This window comes from Vescimonas fastidiosa, from assembly GCF_018326305.1.
GTDB lineage: Bacteria > Bacillota > Clostridia > Oscillospirales > Oscillospiraceae > Vescimonas > Vescimonas fastidiosa.
Genome location: NZ_AP023416.1, coordinates 158,951 through 177,463 on the forward strand (window position 1 = coordinate 158,951; position 18,513 = coordinate 177,463).

The 18,513-nt window shown below is 59.2% G+C and carries 15 protein-coding genes and 1 tRNA gene; 10 read left to right on the forward strand and 6 right to left on the reverse strand.

Annotated elements, in window-relative coordinates:
* Positions 1-11 precede the first annotated feature (11 nt).
* Genes KI236_RS07895 through KI236_RS07910 form a run of 4 tightly spaced genes read right to left on the reverse strand, consistent with a single transcriptional unit; the run spans position 12 to position 3,612 of the window.
* Entirely contained in the window at positions 12-554 is a 543-nt protein-coding gene (locus tag KI236_RS07895) for an HdeD family acid-resistance protein (RefSeq protein ID WP_212820915.1), read from the reverse strand.
* Positions 551-2,380, reverse strand: a complete 1,830-nt coding sequence (gene ftsH / locus KI236_RS07900) for an ATP-dependent zinc metalloprotease FtsH (protein WP_212820917.1) — start codon at positions 2,378-2,380, stop codon at positions 551-553. Before ftsH ends, KI236_RS07895 begins: the two co-directional genes overlap by 4 nt.
* 17 nt (positions 2,381-2,397) lie before the next feature.
* Positions 2,398-3,174: a sulfite exporter TauE/SafE family protein gene (locus KI236_RS07905; RefSeq protein ID WP_212820919.1), complete on the reverse strand. Its 777-nt coding sequence runs from the start codon at positions 3,172-3,174 to the stop codon at positions 2,398-2,400.
* A 6-nt stretch (positions 3,175-3,180) separates the two neighbouring features.
* Positions 3,181-3,612: a MarR family winged helix-turn-helix transcriptional regulator gene (locus tag KI236_RS07910; protein ID WP_212820921.1), complete on the reverse strand. Its 432-nt coding sequence runs from the start codon at positions 3,610-3,612 to the stop codon at positions 3,181-3,183.
* Between the two features lie 417 nt (positions 3,613-4,029).
* Here KI236_RS07910 and KI236_RS07915 point away from each other — a divergent pair, with 417 nt between their 5' ends.
* The 9 genes from KI236_RS07915 to KI236_RS07955 all read left to right on the forward strand — a co-directional run bounded on the left by KI236_RS07915 (position 4,030) and on the right by KI236_RS07955 (position 14,025).
* Positions 4,030-6,018 (forward strand): DNA gyrase/topoisomerase IV subunit B, encoded by a 1,989-nt coding sequence (locus KI236_RS07915; protein ID WP_212820923.1) that lies wholly within the window; start codon positions 4,030-4,032, stop codon positions 6,016-6,018.
* A 230-nt stretch (positions 6,019-6,248) separates the two neighbouring features.
* Positions 6,249-6,530, forward strand: coding sequence for a GIY-YIG nuclease family protein (locus KI236_RS07920; protein ID WP_212820925.1), 282 nt, complete (start codon positions 6,249-6,251; stop codon positions 6,528-6,530).
* A 612-nt stretch (positions 6,531-7,142) separates the two neighbouring features.
* Complete coding sequence (locus KI236_RS07925; protein WP_212820927.1) at positions 7,143-9,383, forward strand: DNA gyrase/topoisomerase IV subunit A; 2,241 nt, start codon at positions 7,143-7,145, stop codon at positions 9,381-9,383.
* Positions 9,384-9,460: 77 nt separating this feature from the next.
* Entirely contained in the window at positions 9,461-9,898 is a 438-nt protein-coding gene (locus KI236_RS07930) for a hypothetical protein (RefSeq protein ID WP_212820929.1), read from the forward strand.
* Between the two features lie 21 nt (positions 9,899-9,919).
* Positions 9,920-10,570 (forward strand): hypothetical protein, encoded by a 651-nt coding sequence (locus tag KI236_RS07935; protein WP_212820931.1) that lies wholly within the window; start codon positions 9,920-9,922, stop codon positions 10,568-10,570.
* Between the two features lie 215 nt (positions 10,571-10,785).
* Positions 10,786-10,861: transfer RNA gene (locus tag KI236_RS07940), tRNA-Gly, on the forward strand.
* A gap of 1,120 nt (positions 10,862-11,981) precedes the next feature.
* Entirely contained in the window at positions 11,982-12,641 is a 660-nt protein-coding gene (locus KI236_RS07945) for a YveK family protein (RefSeq protein ID WP_212820933.1), read from the forward strand.
* Positions 12,642-12,818: 177 nt separating this feature from the next.
* Positions 12,819-13,502 (forward strand): sugar transferase, encoded by a 684-nt coding sequence (locus KI236_RS07950; RefSeq protein ID WP_329958973.1) that lies wholly within the window; start codon positions 12,819-12,821, stop codon positions 13,500-13,502.
* A complete protein-coding gene (locus tag KI236_RS07955) occupies positions 13,402-14,025 on the forward strand; it encodes an acetyltransferase (RefSeq protein ID WP_212820936.1) in 624 nt (207 codons plus the stop codon). Before KI236_RS07950 ends, KI236_RS07955 begins: the two co-directional genes overlap by 101 nt.
* A gap of 159 nt (positions 14,026-14,184) precedes the next feature.
* Here KI236_RS07955 and rlmD read toward each other — a convergent pair whose 3' ends face one another.
* Both rlmD and KI236_RS07965 read right to left on the reverse strand, forming a co-directional pair.
* Entirely contained in the window at positions 14,185-15,582 is a 1,398-nt protein-coding gene (gene rlmD, locus KI236_RS07960) for a 23S rRNA (uracil(1939)-C(5))-methyltransferase RlmD (RefSeq protein WP_212820938.1), read from the reverse strand.
* A 55-nt stretch (positions 15,583-15,637) separates the two neighbouring features.
* On the reverse strand, positions 15,638-17,242 hold the full coding sequence (locus KI236_RS07965) for an MBL fold metallo-hydrolase RNA specificity domain-containing protein (protein WP_212820940.1): 1,605 nt from the start codon (positions 17,240-17,242) through the stop codon (positions 15,638-15,640).
* Between the two features lie 139 nt (positions 17,243-17,381).
* On the opposite strand from KI236_RS07965, the gene KI236_RS07970 reads away from it, so the two are divergent.
* Positions 17,382-18,188, forward strand: a complete 807-nt coding sequence (locus tag KI236_RS07970; protein WP_212820943.1) for a diaminopimelate epimerase — start codon at positions 17,382-17,384, stop codon at positions 18,186-18,188.
* Positions 18,189-18,513: the final 325 nt, after the last annotated feature.

The window sequence follows — 18,513 nt, forward strand, 5'->3', positions numbered from 1 at the left end:
TGCAAAGGGGGTCAATACCGGGTGCCCAGCTTACTGAAGGCGAGGATGAGACAGTCCACCCCCAGAAGAAGCAGGTAAATGCCGATGACGAGCGGAACGGACAGCAGGGATATCCACGGATTCAGGATCATCAGACCGCCCAGCACCAGGCCGAGGGCATTCAGTATCAGCGTAAAATAATAGGGAAATTCTCCGGCAAAGAAGCGGATCTTATTCAAATTCGACAGGCGGGAGATGCAGTGGGCCAGGAACCACAGGGGAACGAGAACAGACAGGATCAGCTTCCCGGCATTGGGGTACACCAGCAGCATAACACCGGCCATGACGCTGAGGGTGCCGGAGAGGAGGGAAACGATGGGGCCGAAGCCGGTGAAATGCGCTATACGGACATAGAGCAGAATATCCGCCACGCCCATGATGACGGCCACCGCGCCGTAGGCCACGATGAACCCCGTCAGGGCGCTTGCAGGCCGGGCCAGGGTGAAAATCCCCAGCAGCACCAGGAGGACACCCTCCGCAAACTCAAACCAGCGAAATCCGGACCACTTTTTCATTGGGCATCGTCTCCTTCCTTTAAGATGTGCATAAACTCCTCGCCGGTGATGGTCTCCTTTTCATAGAGGTACTGCGCAAGCTTATCCAGCTTCGGCCGGTTATCCGTGAGGAGCTTGCGGGCCTTTTCGTGCTGGGCCTTCACCAGCTCCACCACCTTTTCATCTATGCGCTTTTGGGTGTCGGAGGCGCAGGCCAGGGAGCTATCGCCGCCGAGATACTGGTTTGTGACCGTCTCCATGGCCACCATGTCGAACTCGTCACTCATGCCGTAGCGGGCGATCATGGCCCGGGCCAGCTTGGTGGCCTGCTCGATGTCGTTGGAGGCACCGGTGGTGATCTCCCCGAAGGCTACCTCCTCGGCGGCCCGTCCGCCGGTGAGGGTGGCGATCTTATTTTCGATCTCCTGCTTGCTCATCAGGTACTTGTCGCCGGTGTCCACCTGCATGGTGTAGCCCAGGGCCCCGGAGGTGCGGGGAATAATGGTGATCTTCTGCACCGGGGCGGAATGAGTCTGCAGGGCGGCCACCAGGGCGTGGCCGATCTCATGATAGGCAACCACCCGCTTCTCCTGATCGGACAGGACGGCGCTTTTCTTCTGATACCCGGCGATGACCACCTCGATGCTCTCCTCCAGGTCGGCCTCGGTGACGATAACGCGGCCATTGCGCACAGCCCGCAGGGCGGCCTCGTTGACGATATTGGCCAGCTCCGCGCCGGAGGCACCGGCGGCCATGCGGGCGATGGTGTGGAAGTTTACATCCTCGGCGGTCTTGATTTTCTTAGCATGGACCTTCAAAATGGCTTCCCGGCCCGCCAGATCCGGCAGCTCCACCGGAACACGCCGGTCAAAACGGCCGGGGCGGGTCAGAGCGGGGTCCAGGGACTCGGGGCGGTTGGTGGCGGCGAGAATGATGACCCCGGTATTGCCCTCAAAGCCGTCCATCTCCGTGAGGAGCTGGTTGAGGGTCTGCTCCCGCTCATCGTTGCCGCCCATATTGCCGCCGCTGCGCTTCTGGCCGATGGCGTCGATCTCGTCGATAAACACGATGCAGGGGGCCTTTTCCTTGGCCTGCTTAAACAGGTCCCGGACCTTACTGGCGCCCATGCCCACGAACATCTCCACAAACTCCGAGCCGGAGATGGAGAAGAAGGGCACATTGGACTCCCCTGCCACGGCCTTGGCCAGCATGGTTTTGCCGGTGCCCGGAGGGCCTACCAGCAAAATGCCCTTGGGCATGGAGGCCCCGGCCTCGGTGTACTTCTGAGGATTGTGCAGGTAATCGACGATCTCCTGCAGATTCTCCTTGGCCTCATCCTCCCCGGCCACATCGGAGAAACGAATGCCCTGGGAGGACTGGACATAGACCTTGGCACTGGACCTTCCGGCGCCGAACATCAGGGAGTTCTTGCCCCCGGCCTGCTCCATAAGCTTCTTGCTCATGTACTGGCCGATGCCGAGAAAAATCAGCAGCGGAAGAACGATGGTCAAAAAGAAGGACAGCAGCGGCGAGGTGGTCTGCTGCACCTCCTTGGTGAAGGTGGCCCCGGCGTCATAGAGGCGCTGGGTCAGGGTGGGGTCGTCCATGGCTCCGGTGGTGTAGACGGTGCCGCCCGACTTCCCGGTGAAAATGATCTGGTCGCTCTCCACCTGCACCTTGCCGATGTCCTTGTCCTCAATCATCTGCATGAAGGTGCCGTAGTCCGTCTCCGTGACCTGATTGCGGGCAATCAGGGGCGCAACCAGAAGGTTAAAGAGCAGGATCACCAGCAGGGTAATGCCGTAATAATAGAGTAAGGGTTTCTTGGGGGATTTAACTTCTTTCATGGAAACATCTCCTTTTATCAGTGTAGCAGCCGGAAGCCCATGATAACCGCGCCCAGGACCACCAGGACGATGCCGGTGGCCCGGTTAAGGGTCTTGGGCTTGGCCTTATTGGCGAACACCGCCGCGATCTGCGCCCACGCCAGGGTGAACACGATGCACAGCACCCATGTGAGCACATCCGGCATTCCGCCGATGGCGAAGTGGGACACCGACCCGGTAAGGGCCGTGAAGGTCATGATGAACACGCTGGTGCCCACGGCGGTCTTTAGCTCGTAGCCCATGACGCTGGTGAGGATCAGCAGCATCATCATGCCGCCACCGGCACCCACAAAGCCGCAGATGAAGCCGATGGCGATACCGCAGACAACGGACTGGACAGCCCGCTTTTTTGCGCTGACGGCGGCCATGGCCTCCTTGGTGGTCATCACCGGGCGCAGGATGAATTTAATGCCCAGCAGAAAGGTCATGAACACCGAGAAGCCGCCCATAGTGGCCGCAGGCACCAGGCTTGCCACATAGCTGCCCACCACCGTAAAGGCCAGGACGCTGACCATCATGATAAGGCCGTTTTTTATATCCAGATTTTTATTTTTGTGGTAGGTGTAGGCGGAAACGGCGCTGGCCAGCACATCCGAGGAAAGGGCGATGCCCACAGCCATGTAAGGGTCCATGTTCAAAAAGGTGATGAGCATGGGGCTGATGACGGCGGCGGCGCTCAGGCCCGCAAAGCCCGTACCCAGGCCCGCGCCCATGCCCGCAAAAAAAGTGACTAAAACGGTTAAAAATATATGCATAGCGGATTACTTCCCTTCTAAGATACCGTCGAGATTTTCCTCGATGCGGCGCATGAGGTTTGCAAAGGCCCGGCGGGTCTCCTGGTCCGTGTCGGCAAAGACCTTCTCCAGGAAATCCGCCTGCAGCTGCCGCCCCCGCCGAATGACCGGGAGGGCCTTCTCGGTGCAGAAAAGCTCCGTTTTGCGGCGGTCCGTGGGCGAGGGCCGGCGGATCAGATACCCCTCCTGCACCAGACGCTCCACATGGACGGAAATGAGATTGGCCTTAATGTGCCGCAGCTCCACGATCTCGCTGGCGGTCTTGTAGGCAGGGTTATTCCCCAGGAACATCAGAATGTCAAAGGCCGTCTGGGGCAGGTCCAGCTCCCGGCAGAGGTCCTTGCAGGCCACGCCGTAGGCCAGGGATATTTTTCGGGGTATCTCGATATTCAGCTCCATACTGCTTCACCTCGGAATAGTTCTTATATGAATAGTTCAATTTTGAAGTAATATAGCACGATGTCATAGGGATGTCAATAGGGTAGAGAAAAAAGCCGCTCCAAAACAGTGGCTTTTTCGCGTAAAACATCGGGTTGTGACGCTGCATATCCTTTTTTATGTAGACAAGAAAAATTATGCAACTTTTTCGGGATTTTTCTGTTTACATAACAATGTGGATAACTATGTGGATATTGTGCAAAACCCTTTGCAGAAGGCTGATTTTATGGGGTTGCCTTTTTGTTATAAGTTGGTGAAGTGTCTAACATTTTCTATTCTTATTTCGATTTTTGTCAGACTTTGGGGCGGCACTTGCCAGAACGGAGAAAATGCGGTAAAATAATAAGGTATGGCCGGAATCGCCGGCAGGAGGGGTCTATGGCAACGAAAAAAAGCTACAACAACGAAAGCATTTCCAGCCTCAAGGGCGCGGATCGGGTACGCAAGCGCCCGGGGGTCATCTTCGGCTCCGACGGCCTGGAGGGCTGTGAGCACGCTGTATTTGAAATACTGTCCAACGCCATCGACGAGGCCCGGGAGGGTCACGGCCGGCTCATTACCGTCACGCGGTTTTCCGACCTCTCCATCCAGGTGGAGGACATGGGCCGGGGCTGCCCGGTGGACTGGAACGAAAAAGAGGGGCGCTACAACTGGGAGCTGGTATTCTGCGAGCTGTACGCCGGCGGAAAATATGACAACGAAAACAGCGAAAACTACGAGTTTTCCCTGGGCCTCAACGGACTGGGCTCCTGCGCCACCCAGTACGCCAGCCGCTACATGGATGTGACCGTGTGGCGGGAGGGCAAGGAGTATTCCCTGCACTTTGAACGGGGCGAAATTGTGGGGCAGCTGCAGACCCGCCCCCTGCCCGACAGCCAAAAGCGCAAGACCGGCACCCGCATCCACTGGCTGCCGGACCTGGATGTGTTTACGGACATTCAAATTCCCCCGGACTACTACCGGGATGTGATGAAGCGCCAGGCCGTGGTAAACGCCGGGGTCACCTTCCGGCTGCGAAATCAAAACGGCGCAGCCTTTGACACGGAGGATTTCCTCTACGAAAACGGCATCGCCGACTACATCCGGGAGCTGGCGGGGCTGGACGCCTTCACCGAGCCGGTGTGCTGGGAATGCGAGCGCCGGGGTCGGGACCGGGCGGACAAGGCCGAGTACAAGGTGAAGCTGAACATTGCCTGCTGCTTTTCCAACAAGCATCCCGTGGTGGAGCACTACCATAACTCCAGCTTCTTAGAGCATGGCGGCTCCCCGGAAAAGGCCACCCGCCTGGCCTTTGTGTACGCCATTGACAAGTACCTCCGGGACCACGGCAAGTACACCAAGGACGAGAGCAAGATCACCTATCCCGATGTGCAGGACTGTCTGATTTTGGTGAGCAACAACTTCTCCACCCAGACCAGCTACGAAAACCAGACCAAAAAGTCCATTACCAATAAGTTCATTCAGGACGCTATGAACGACTTCCTGCGGGAGCAGCTGCAGGTATACTTCATTGAAAATCCCGATGCGGCGGAGAAGATCGCCAGCCAGGTGCTCATCAACAAGCGCAGCCGGGAGACGGCGGAAAAGACCCGCATCAATCAGAAAAAAAAGCTGACGGAGAAGATCGACATTGCCAACCGTGTGCAGAAATTCGTGGACTGCCGCACCAAGGATGTGAGCAAGCGGGAGATTTACATTGTGGAGGGCGATTCCGCCCTGGGCGCCTGCAAGCAGAGCCGGGACGCGGAGTTCCAGGGCCTCATGCCCGTGCGGGGCAAGATACTCAACTGCCTGAAGGCCGACTATCCCCGCATTTTTAAGAGCGACATTATCACCGACCTGATGAAGGTCCTGGGCTGCGGCGTGGAGGTAAGCGGCCGGGCGGTGAAGGACCTGAATCAGTTTGACCTGAATAACCTCCGCTGGAGCAAGGTCATCCTCTGCACCGATGGCGATGTGGACGGGTTCCAAATTCGCACCCTGATCCTCACCATGCTCTATCGTCTGTGCCCCACGCTGATCCGGGAGGGCTATGTATATATCGCGGAGACGCCGCTGTTTGAGATCACCTGCAAGGAAAAGACCTGGTTTGCCTACTCGGAGAAAGAGAAGGCGGACATTCTCAAGTCTCTGGAGGGGAAAAAGGTGAAGGTGGACCGCAGCAAGGGTCTGGGCGAGAACGACCCGGAGATGATGTGGCTGACCACCATGAACCCGGAGACAAGGCGGCTGGTAAAGGTCCTGCCGGACGAGGCCGCAGAGACCGAGCGCATTTTTGACCTCCTGCTGGGGGACAACCTGGCGGGGCGGAAGGAGTATATCGCCGAGAACGGGCATAAGTATCTGGATATGATCGATGTGAGCTGAAGATGGACCGATTCGATAAGGATATTTCATTTTTGGAAAGTGTTGACCGCGACCCGACGTTGTACCAAAAACATCCAACGGTTTCCACATTGGAAGAACTCCATCGGACAAAGTGCAGTTCGCTTCCGTGTCAGCCAGGCATTTACCGAGTGCTGGCCCCGGAAAAGCTACCCATTTCCTTTATTGAGGGCTCCGACAATTTGCGTGCAAAAGGTTATCCGGCGGCAATTTTGGAACAAAAATACGGCCAATGCACAGGCAAAACCGTTTTGTACATCGGCAAGGCTAACGGACGCGGCGGCCTGCGGCAGCGGGTGCTGCAATATGTAAAATACGGCTGGGGCACCGCTGTCAACCACAAGGGCGGGCGCGCCATTTGGCAGGTGAAGGACTATCCGCTCCTGCTGTTAGAGTACGAAGTCTGCGAAAATTGCGAGCAGAGGGAGCATGAGCTGTTAGCCGATTATAAGAAGGAAAACGGCACCTATCCCTTGGCAAATTGGCGGGGGTAGGCGGAGCAAGGGAATAAAAAGCCTCCCCTGTGTAAGGGGAGATGCTCGAAGCGTCGGAGAGGTTGATGGCCCCTTGCCTAAAGGGGGCTGGCACGGCGAAGCCGTGACTGGGGGATTCTTCCCCGCACGAATCCCTCCACCAGCCTGCGGCTGGTCCCCCTCCCTTTAGGCAAGGGAGGCTTTGGGACGGATTGCCACAGCCAGTGTGCACACTGGCTTCGCAATGACACGGTGGTTTACAGAGAGTCCGGCGCAAAACCCGGCGGGCCGATGTGGGCATCGGCCCCTACACACGGCCATCGGTAGACACTCCGTAGGGGACGGGGTACGGATCGCCACGGGCGCGGCGCGCCCTCGCAATGACACATTGCAAGGAATGCGGTATAAGCCCAGTTCGGGCCGTCGGAGACGCCGGCCCTACGCACCGTTTACCGATAGGATTTTGTAGGGGCGGACGACCCTGTCCGCCCGGCCCCGGCAGCACAGTGTTTTGTAGGGCAGGGCCCATGTGCCCTGCCGCGTGCCCTGCGCCGCAAATTAAAATCGATCGTTTTTTGGCGGGGACAGCCCGTGCCTTCCCCGCCAGTTTGAATACGAAAGGAATTATCTTTCATGGCAAAGAAGAAAACAGAACCGAAAGCCGTCCATCCCACCGCAGACCCCAATGTTATGGGGCTGCGGGGCACGGTGGTGGAGCAGCCCATCACCTCTACCCTGGACGAGAACTACATGCCCTACGCCATGAGCGTTATCGTCTCCCGGGCCATCCCGGAGATCGACGGCTTCAAGCCCTCCCACCGCAAGCTCCTGTACACCATGTACAAGATGGGCCTGCTGACGGGGAACCGCACCAAGTCCGCCAACATCGTGGGCCAGACCATGCGCCTGAATCCCCACGGCGACCAGGCCATTTACGAGACTATGGTGCGCCTGGCCAAGGGCAACGAGTCCCTGCTGCACCCCTTCGTGGACAGCAAGGGCAACTTCGGCAAGGTCTACTCCCGGGACATGGCCTACGCCGCCAGCCGCTATACCGAGGCAAAGCTGGCCCCCATCTGCGCGGAGCTTTTCCGGGATCTGGACTGCGATGCCGTGGACTTTGTGGACAACTACGACAACACCACCAAGGAGCCGGCCCTGCTGCCCACCACCTATCCCAATGTGCTGGTGAGCGCCAATCAGGGCATCGCCGTGGGCATGGCATCGCAAATCTGCGGGTTTAATCTGGGGGAGGTCTGCGACACCACCATCCAGCTGCTGAAAAATCCCGACCACGACATTGCCACTACCCTGCTGGCTCCGGATTTTTCCACCGGGGGGCAAATTCTCTGTGACCCGGAGGAGCTGGGGCGCATTTATGAAACCGGCCGGGGCGGTGTGAAGGTCCGGGCCAAGTACCGCTATATCAAAAGCGAAAACATTATCGAAATTTACGAGATCCCCTATTCCACCTCCCTGGAGGCCATTTTGGACAAGGTCTCCGAACTGATGAAGGCCGGGAAAATCAAGGAGATCAGCGACATGCGGGACGAGACGGACCTCTCGGGCCTGAAGCTGGCCATCGACCTGAAGCGGGGTATAGACCCGGACAAGCTCATGCAGAAGCTCTTCCGCCTGACCCCCCTGCAGGACACGGTGAGCTGCAACTTTAACATCCTCATCGCCGGAATGCCTCGGGTGCTGGGGGTCCGGGCGCTGCTGGAGGAGTGGCTGGCCTGGCGCACGGAATGCGTGCGGAGACGGGTGTACTTCGTGCTGCACAAAAAGCAGGAGAAGCTGCACCTTTTGCAGGGCCTCAAGCGCATTTTGCTGGACATTGACAAGGCCATTGAGATCATCCGCCAGACCGAGGAGGAGGCGGAGGTGGTGCCCAACCTGATGATCGGCTTCGGCATCGACCAGATCCAGGCGGAGTATGTGGCGGAGATCAAGCTGCGCAACATCAATAAGGAATACATCCTCAAGCGGGTGCAGGAGACCGCCGCCCTGGCCGAGGAAATCGAGGACCTGGAGGACACCCTGCAAAAGCCCGCCCGCATCCGCAAGATCATCGTGGGAGAGCTGGAGGAGGTGCGGAAAAAGTACGCCCAGCCCCGGAAAACGGAGATCATTTTCAGCCATGAGGCGGAGTACGAGGAGGAGCCGGAGGAGACCCCGGACTATCCCGTGACGCTGTTTTTGTCCCGGGAGGGGTATTTTAAGAAAATCACCGCCCAGTCTCTGCGCATGAGCGGCGAGCAGAAGTTCAAGGAGGGCGACGGGCTTTTCCGCCAAATCGAGGCCACCAACAACACCGAGCTGATGTTCTTCACCGACCGCCAGCAGGTGTATAAGGTCCGGGCCGCCGACTTTGCCGACGGCAAGGCGTCGTTGCTGGGGGACTATCTGCCCACCAAGCTGGGGATGGACGAGGAGGAAAAGGTCATCGACCTGGTGCTGCCCGGGGATTACAGCGGGCATGTGCTGTTTTTCTTTGAAAACGGCAAGTGCGCAAGGGTCTCCCTCTCGGCCTACGCCACCACCTCCAACCGCCGCAAGCTCACCGGGGCCTACTCTGACAAGAGTCCCCTGGCGGCTCTGCTGAAGCTGACGGAGGACAAGGAGCTGGCCCTCATCAGCACGGAGCCGAGAGCCCTGCTGCTGCACACGGCCCTGCTTGCACCCAAGACCACCCGCGCCACCCAGGGCGTGGCGGTGATGAACATGAAGCCCCGGTATCACCTGGACCGGGTCTGCACCCCGGAGGAGAGCGGCATCACGAATCTTGCCCGCTACCGGGTGCGCAGCATCCCCGCCGCCGGGGCCTTGCTCCGGGAGGAGGACCAGGGCCGGGAGCAGATGTCTCTTTTGTAAAATATCTGCAGAAAATTCCTACGGAATTTTCTGTCAAAAGGCCTGCCCCCAGAATAGACAGAAAGAGGAAGGATCACATGGGATTTGACTTAGCACACACCATAAGCGCCCTATCAAAGCTGGCGCTGCGGACCAGCAGGAATCGGCGCAGTCAGGAGGAAATCGACTTTTTCAATTGGCTGGATGCGGCCCTGTGCAAAGAGCTTCCCGGCAATGTTGAGGCCATCAACTTCAATTTATATGAAGACGGCGGGGACAAGTGGTCTGCGGAGTTGGCGGGCACCTCCGCCTTTGACGAAAGTAGCTCCGACTGGGCCTGCCACGAGGTCTACACCACCCGGGATATGCCGTTTGTCCTCATGAAAGAGAGTAACTGGAAAACCGTGGAGAGCCTGTTCGTTTCCCTGCTGGAAAAATATCTTGACGGCGGGAAGTATGCTTCGGCGCTGAAAAAATACCGCGCTGTGGGCGTCGGCTTTGTGGACGGAGATTTACACATCCTTTATAAAAAATGAGCTCGAAGAAAGGAGCGCTCCATGAAAAAAAGAATTCTCCCCCTGCTTCTGTGCGGGGCGCTGCTTTTGTCCGGATGCGGGCTGCTGCGGCGGGAATACTCCCGCACAGAGCCACACAGCGCCACCTATTACGAGGGCGACCGGCGGGATGTGCTCCGGGCGGAGAGCTACCAGGATCTGGTCAATGACCTGCTGCTCCTGGTGGCCGCCCACGCGGAGGAGGGCACCGTGTGGTACTACGCAGAGGAGGAGACCGACCTGTCCCAGGAGGCCCAGCGGGCCTGCGCCGAGGTGCAGCAGGAGACGCCCCTGGGGGCCTACGCCCTGGACTATCTCACCTACACCGTGGACGACGGGGGCCGGGGCTACACCCAGCTCCGCTTCACCGCCGGATACCGCCGCACCCTCCAGCAGATACAGAGCATCGTTCACGCCACCGGCGGCGCGGCCCTGACGGACCTGCTCCGGGCGGCGGCCCAGAACGGAGGCAAGGAGCTGGTGGTGCAGATGGGCACCTCCGGCAGCACCCGTCAGGCGGTGCTGGACACGGTGAACGCCGTTCAGGCTGATCTGCACCTCGCTGACCGGCCCTGGCAGGTGCAGTTTTACCCGGACACTGACACCGTGGGCATCGTGGAAATCATTTTGGACTCCGCCACTCCGGAGGCCTGACACCGGCGGGAAAATGGGTGTACTAAAGATAGTAAAGTGCTGCGACAAGCGGTTAGCCCTATCAAGTTAGATTTTCAAAGCAAAGCCTCGAAACCGTCACTTGGCAGAGTGGCGGTTTCTGTGTTTTACGATGATCTTAACGGTGAAAAAAATCGGCAGGAGCAGAAAAAGGGCTTGACAACAGCCCTTCTATGCCTTATAATAACCATTGTTGTGCGGGCGTAGCTCATCTGGTAGAGCGCGACCTTGCCAAGGTCGAGGTAGCGAGTTCGAGCCTCGTCGCCCGCTCCAAAAAGAAACACCATCCGTCAGGATGGTGTTTCTTTTTGGTCATGTCGGGCAGAGACTCGAAAGGGCACGAGCGCAGCGAGAAAAACATGCCGGTGGCATGTTTTGGTGCCCGTGTGCGTGTGGCGGCCCGGCAGGGCCGCCAGCGAGCCTCGTCGCCCGCTCCAAAAAGAAAGACACCCGCAGGGGTGTCTTTCTTTTTGGAGCAGCACTTTTGCTCCGCAAAAGTGGTCGCCTGCGGGCGGGCGATTTAACATGCAAGGGAAACCCGACTAAGGTTTCCCTTGCATACATTCCTTTCCTTGCGATATACAGGAGTGCGCACGGGCAGCAAAACCTGTGAGCAATCACACAATACTCGACGGCATAAAGAACCGCCCGATGGAATACGATGACCGAATCGTCCGCCAACTGCTCGAATGTGTAGTGGTGGACTCAAAAGAACAGATTACCGCAATATTCAAAGGCGGTCTCAAATCGGTGCAGCCGCTGACCAAATGACAGCGGCTCACCGCTGCCCCTAACCTTGAAAGCTCAAGATTTTTCATAAGGGAACAAATACTACCCCCAAAAAGGCGAAAAAATCTATTTTATAGTCCTACCACAAACAAGGTTCGGACGAACACCTATTTCTTCAGCGGTGGTTTCGCCGTGAAATGTTCGCTCTGATCCGCAACAGAAAAACGCCGTCTTGGAAGTGATCCCGAGACGGCGCTTTTTTACTATCCGCACATTCGCTTTCTGCTAATTCTCCTGCTACAATGGTTGCAAAAATAAAGAGGAGGTTATACAAATTCACCTTTTCCCTTACACTGTCCGCCCCTGTGCAACAGGGGCAGATTTTTTAGCCGGTGTTAAATTTCCGTATATTTCGATAATAGGAGAATTGCAAAAATTACGATTGATTCCACATAAATCCCCCTTATTTTTCGGTATATTGCCGAAAAAGCGCAACAAAAATCTACAAACAGGTATATAGGAAATGCTGGTAAACTTATTCTTATATGTTATAATTAGACCGTAAAATCTTTCGTTTATTCGGCAAAATGAGACAGGCACTTGTCCGGCGCAGCCCGCTGGGGCCGAAGGCATTGCCTGTGATTTAAGGGGACGAATCTGCATTATGGATGAGAAAAAGTCCATAAAACTGGATTTTTGGAAGTGCATAGAGTACCTCCGCCCCAAGGCGGCGGTGGTGATCTGTCTGACGGTCCTATTGGCGTTGGGCGGATTTTTAACGGCGCGTTTTCTCATTCCCCCCACCTACCGTGCCGAGCTTCTTCTTTACGCCAGCAACAGTGGCGGCCCGGGCGTCGCCGAGCCGGCAACCCTCACCGCCTCCGACCTCGCCGCGTCCAAAAGTTTGGTGGATACCTGTGCGGCCCTGCTGGACTCCCGGACCCTGTACGAGGAGGTGGCCCGGCTTTCAGACCCGGACGGCGGCTATAAGTCGTGGCACCGAAGGGTCACCGCCGCCTCCGCGGAGGGCTCGGAGGTGTTTCGAGTCTATGTGACCGATAGAGACCCGACCCGGGCCGCGGCCATAGCCAACGCGGTGGCGGAGGTTTTCCCGGGGTATGTCTCGGGCATTGCGGAGGGCTGCTCCCTGCATGTGGTGGATCGAGCCACCGTGCCGGAGGAGCGCTATGCTCCGAGCAGCGCCAAGTATGCAGCCCTGGCGGGACTGCTGGGCGCTGCGCTCTCGTGTGCGTGGGTCGTTATGAGTGGGCTGGCTGCCGAGCTCAGGGGCAGCGCTGCCTGTGCTGCCTATAAGGGGAGGTAGAGCCAGCGGCAGCAGCCGTAACGATGGAAAGAGCCGGGGACGAGAGCGTGTCCTCCGGCTTTTTCTCTTGTGGCCCGACGGGTATGCCGGGAAAAATCTGTCAGATCTTCGAGGCCGTTATGAATACACATAGGAGAGGTTTTTTACGAGAAGTATATCAAGCTGCCCCAGGACACGGTGCTGGCTCTGGTGGCCCTGGCGGTACTGAGCCCGGTGCTGGGTCTGGTGGCCCTGGCGGTGCGGCTGCACCTGGGTGCGCCGGTGCTGTTTCGCCAGGAGCGGGCGGGAAAGGACGGCCGGAGCTTCACCCTGTATAAGTTCCGCACCATGTCCGACCGGCGGGACGCCGCCGGAGCCCTGCTGCCGGACGAGCAGCGGCTGGACGGGTTCGGCCGGTTTCTGCGCAGCACCTCCTTAGACGAGCTGCCGTCGCTGTGGAATGTGGTAAGCGGCAGCTGCGCCCTGTGCGGGCCCCGACCGCTGTATGTGAAATATGTGCCGCTGTACAGCCCCCGGCAGGCCCGGCGGCTGTGGGTGCGTCCGGGGCTTACGGGCTTGGCTCAGGTCAGCGGACGCAACGCCATCGGTTGGGAGGAAAAATTTTCCTATGATGTGCGCTATGTGGAGGGCATTACTTTTTGGGGAGACTGGAGAATCCTTTTCAAAACCGTCCGTATGGTCCTGCGCCGGGAGGGCATCACCGCCCCGGGCTGCGCCACGGCGGAGGAATTCAAGGGAGGGAAAGAGGCGAGAGCGGAGCATGAACAAGCTCCTTGTGATCCTCGGCGCCGGCGGCCATGGCAGAGCCGTGGCCGATGCCGCGCTGAAAATGGGCTACCGCACCATCGTGTTCCTGGATGACCGCGCCGCAGGCCGGTGCATCGGCTTCCCCATTGCGGGGCCGCTGGACCGGGCGGAGGCGCTGCGGGACGGGAAAACGGACTTTGTCATCGCCCTGGGCGATAACCGCCTGCGCCGCCGGGTGGCCATGGGGCACGATCTGCCCTGGGCCCGGATCGTTCACCCCTCCGCCCAAATCAGTCCCTTTGCGGAGCTGGGGGCGGGTACGGTGGTCCTGGCCGGGGCGGCGGTGAATGTCTGCGCCCGGGTGGGCCGGCACTGCATCGTCAACACCGGGGCCGTGGTGGAGCACGACAATGTGCTGGAGGACTTTGCGCAGGTGGCACCCCGGGCGGCCCTGGGCGGCTCGGTACGGGTGGGGGCCCTGGCGCAGATCGGCATTGGCGCGGTGGTAAAGAACAATGTCGCCGTGGGCATGGGCTGCGTCATCGGCGCCGGAGCCGTGGTGGTGAAGTCCACGGAGCCCGGGGGCGTATATGTAGGCGTCCCGGCCTGGAGACGGGAGAAGGGGGCCGCCGTATGAACATTTTCCTGCCGGACAGGCTGCCCCGGAAGTTTTTCTGCTCAACTATTTAATTCTTACCGAGCCGCGCGTCTAACGGGTGGTTTTGGCAGACAAAGAAGCCCGGCACCGCGCCATATAGCGTGATGCCGGGCTTTAAGCTGTATACTTACTTCGCGGTCATTCCGAAGTGCCGCAGGCTCCTTTAGTTGTCCCAGCTGTTGGTGGATTTGTTTCCCGCGACAAGAGGGCCACCGTCTCCACATGGGCCGTACCCGGGAACAGGTCTACGGCGGTGGCCCGGGTGAGCCGATAGCCCTTTTGCTCCAGCAGCTTTACATCCCGGCCCAGGGTGGCCGGGTCGCAGGAGACATAGACGATGCGCTGCGGCCCCATCTGGGCCATGGCGTCGATGACCTCCGGGGCCAGGCCCTTTCGGGGCGGGTCCACGCAGATCACATCCGGGTGCAGCTTCTCCGCCGCCAGCTTGGAGGCGATGTCTCCGGCATCGCCGCAGAAAAACTCCGCATTCTCCATGCCGTTGGCCGCCGCATTCTCCCGGGCGTTTTCCACCGCCGCAGAGACGATCTCCGCGCCGATGACCTTTTTCGCCCTGTCCGCCATGGTCAGGGTGATGGTCCCGGCGCCGCAGTAAAGATCCAGCACCAGCTCCGTGCCCGTAAGGCCGGCGTAGTCCACCGCCCGGCGGTACAGCACCTGCGCCTGGTCCCGATTCACCTGGTAAAAGGAGGGAATAGACAGCCGGAAGGTATGCCCGCAGAGGGTGTCCGTGAGGGTGTCCCGGCCCCAAAGCGTCCGGTATCGGTCCCCTAAGATCACATTATCCCGCCGGGTGTTGACCCCCAGCACCACCCCCACTGCATCCGGCACCGCCCGGCGCAGGGCAGAAATCAGGGCGTCCTCATGGGGGAGGGCTTCCCCGTTCACCACCACGCAGAGGAGGGACTGCCCGCTGGCATTGGTGCGCACATACAGATGGCGCACCAAGCCCGTGCCGGTTTTCTCATCGTAACCCGGCACTCGATACTCCGCCAGATAGGTCCGCAGGGCCCCGGCGGCGGCATCCGCCTGGGGCTTTTGGATGAGGCAGGCGGTCAGGTCCGTTACGCAGTGGGTCCGGGCCCGGTAAAAGCCCACTTTTCCGTCCGGGGAGACGGGGTACTGACTCTTATTGCGGTAGTGCAGGGGCTGCGATGCGCCCAGAATTTCCTCCACCTGCACATGGCTTCCGCCCAGGCGGGTCAGGGCGTCCTGCACCCGCTGACCCTTGGCCCACAGCTCCTCAGCGTAGTCCATGTGGCGGTAGGCGCAGCCGCCGCAGCGGCGGTAGTAGGGGCAGTCCGGCTCCCGGCGGTGGGGAGAGACGGTGTGCCAAGCCACCGCCTTGCCGAAGGCAGCGCTCTTACCCACCTTCATAATGAGAATATCGCAAACCTCGCCGCGAATGGCATCATGGACGAACACCACCTGCCCATGGATACGGGCAATGCCCAGGCCCTCGCTGGAGTAGCCCAGAATTTCAGCGGTGTAAACTTGATTTTTCACCGGGGATGTCATAAAAGCGTTCCTTTCGGCAGCAAAGCCACGGAGAGACCGTGGCTCGCTGTTTCTATCAGAAGTTGAATTTTTCCAAAATCTTCCGCAGGCTCTCGGCAAAATCGGCCAAGGTCTTGTTGTCCCGGCCCCGGCTGCGGCGGATAAGGGCCGCCAGTGCATCGCCCAGCTCCACCAGGCGCTTGTAGCCGGAGGAGGCACGGGGCGCGCCCTCGAAGGCCTTCTTCTTGGGCTCGGGCAGGTAGCCCTGCTCCACGGTGCGGTTTTCCAGCAGATCATAGACCTCGGTATACTGAGGCGCGTGGGCAGAAAAGCCCCGGGCGGCAATATCCTGGGCAAAGGCGGGGGCCACCTCCCGGTCGCCGTGGACCACAAACACATGGGTGGGCTTGGCGGGGGTAAACTGGTCGATCCAGTTCAGCAGATGATCCCGGTCGGCGTGGGAGCTGAGGCCCTGGAAGTTCACGATCTTAGCCCGCACGGCGATCTCCTCGCCGAACATTTTCACCGACTCGGCTCCGTCCAGCAGGTGGCGGCCCAAAGTCCCCGGGGACTGGAAGCCCACAAACACCACGGCGCTCTCCGGCCGCCACAGATTGTGCTTCAGGTGGTGGCGGATGCGGCCCGCATCGCACATACCCGAGGCGGAGATGATAACCTTGGGGGAGGGGTCCAGATTCAGGTTCTTAGACTCATCCACCGTCTCCGTCAGGTGCAGGCCCGGGAAGCTGAACATATGGGTGCCGTCCTTCACCAGGGCCAGAGCCTCCTCGTCCAGATAACCCCGCAGGTCGCCGCAGAAAATAGTGGTGGCGGCCTTAGACAGGGGGCTATCCACATACACATTGAAATTGGGCACGGACTTCACCAGGTTCTCGTCCTTGATTTGCCGGATGAAATACAGCAGCTCCTGGGTGCGGCCCACAGCGAAGGAGGGGATGACCACATTGCCTCCCTTGCCCAGGGTCTCGTCGATGATCTGGGCCAGCTCGTCGGTATAGCTCCACACCTCCGTGTGATTGCGGTTTCCGTAGGTGCTTTCCATGACCACAAAGTCGGCCCGGTGGAAAAACTGGGGGTCCCGGATAATAGGCTGGTCCACATTGCCGATGTCGCCGGAGAAAACGATGGTGCGGGTTTCGCCGTTTTCCGTAACGGTCAGCTTCATGCTGGCCGAGCCCAGCAGGTGGCCCGCGTCGATGCACTCCACCTGCACCCCCTCGCACAGATCCACCGTCTCGCCGTATTCGCAGGTGGTGATGAATTCCTTCACCCGCAGGGCATCCTCCACGGTGTAAAGCGGCTCCACCACCGGTCGGCCGGCCCGGAGGTTCTTGCGGTTTTTATACTCCGCATCGGACTCCTGGATATGGGCCGAGTCCTGGAGCATGATGTCCATAAGCTGGGCGGTGAGGCGGGTGGTGAGAATGCGGCCCCGGAATCCCTGCTTTACCAGCAGGGGAATGCGGCCGGAGTGGTCGATGTGGGCGTGGGTCACCAGGACATAGTCAATATTGCCTGCATGGAAGGGCAGGCTGCTGTTATCCACCTCGTCCCGGCCCTGCTGCAGGCCGCAGTCGATGAGGATCTTCTTGCCGTTTACCTCCAAGCAATGGCAGCTGCCGGTAACGCATTGGTCAGCGCCGAAAAAATGCAGTTTCATAGTGGACGATCCTTTCTTGTGGGTTGATACAAATGGATTTACCGTGATTATACCATTTTCATTCCCAAAGGGCAACAACAATTGCAATTTGCTTTCCGCACGGGTATAATAAAGAAAAACTTCCCGGGAGGACGAAAACATGGAACTGCGCTATACGGTCATCGACCCCACGAAAAATATCACGCTCCTGGTCACCACTCCCGTGCCCAGGGATGTACAGCCCCGGGTGGCGGCAGAGCTTCTGCGGCGGGAAAAGGACGCCGAGCAGGTGGGCTTTGCCGAGGGCCTGGCCGCCGGAGATCCGCGGCTGCAGATGATGGGCGGCGAATTCTGTGGCAACGCCACCATGTCCATGGCCGCCTGGCTGCATCGGGACCTGCCCATAGGGGAGAGCCGCGCCCTGACCCTGCCCGTCTCCGGGGCCTCGGCGCCGGTTGCCTGCCGGGTGACACGCCTGGACGGCTGCTTCATCGGCACCGTGGCCATGCCCCTGCCGGAGCGCATTGAGACCCTGTCTCTCCCGGTATGCGGGGTAATGCAGAGCCTGCCCACGGTGTTTCTCCCGGGCATCAGCCATGTGATCGTCCCGGCGGATATGATCGGCCGGGACCGGGCGGAGGAGACCCTGCGCTCCTGGAGCCACCTGCTTCCGGGGGAGGCCATGGGGCTTTTGCTGCTGGCGGAGGACCAGACCTCCTTTGCTCCCCTGGTGTATGTGAAGCCCACGGACTCCTGCGTGTGGGAGCGGGGCTGCGGCAGCGGCTCGGCGGCCATCGGCGCCTGGCTCACATCCGTGCGGGGGGCGGATCAGTGCGTGTCCCTGGGCCAGCCCGGCGGGGTCATTCAGGTGGTTACCCGGACGGAGGACGGTGCAAGCCTCATCGGTCTGACCATCACCGGCACCGTGGTCATCGGCCAAACCAAAACCGACAACATCCCCCTCTAACACTCCAACCGCAGACCGATTTTCCCCCATCGGTTTGCTGAGGCTGTCGATAAAGTGGTAAGATTTGCGATAACGGTAAGGAAGGGCGTGTGAGGGAAACCCAAGAAGGGTGTCTTTCACCATTGAAATCAATAGTTTTTGAAACTTTTTCGAAGTTTCAAAAACTTAGGCAGCGGGGCGAAAAGACTTTTTCGACACGCTGTGCTTTTTTTGCACCCAAAACCACTCCATACCCTGTGAAACCGAAGATTTTTCTTTACCTTTTCGCCGCAATTTGCTATAATATTCTTCTATTATAATGTCAGCATTATGCGCGCAGCAGACT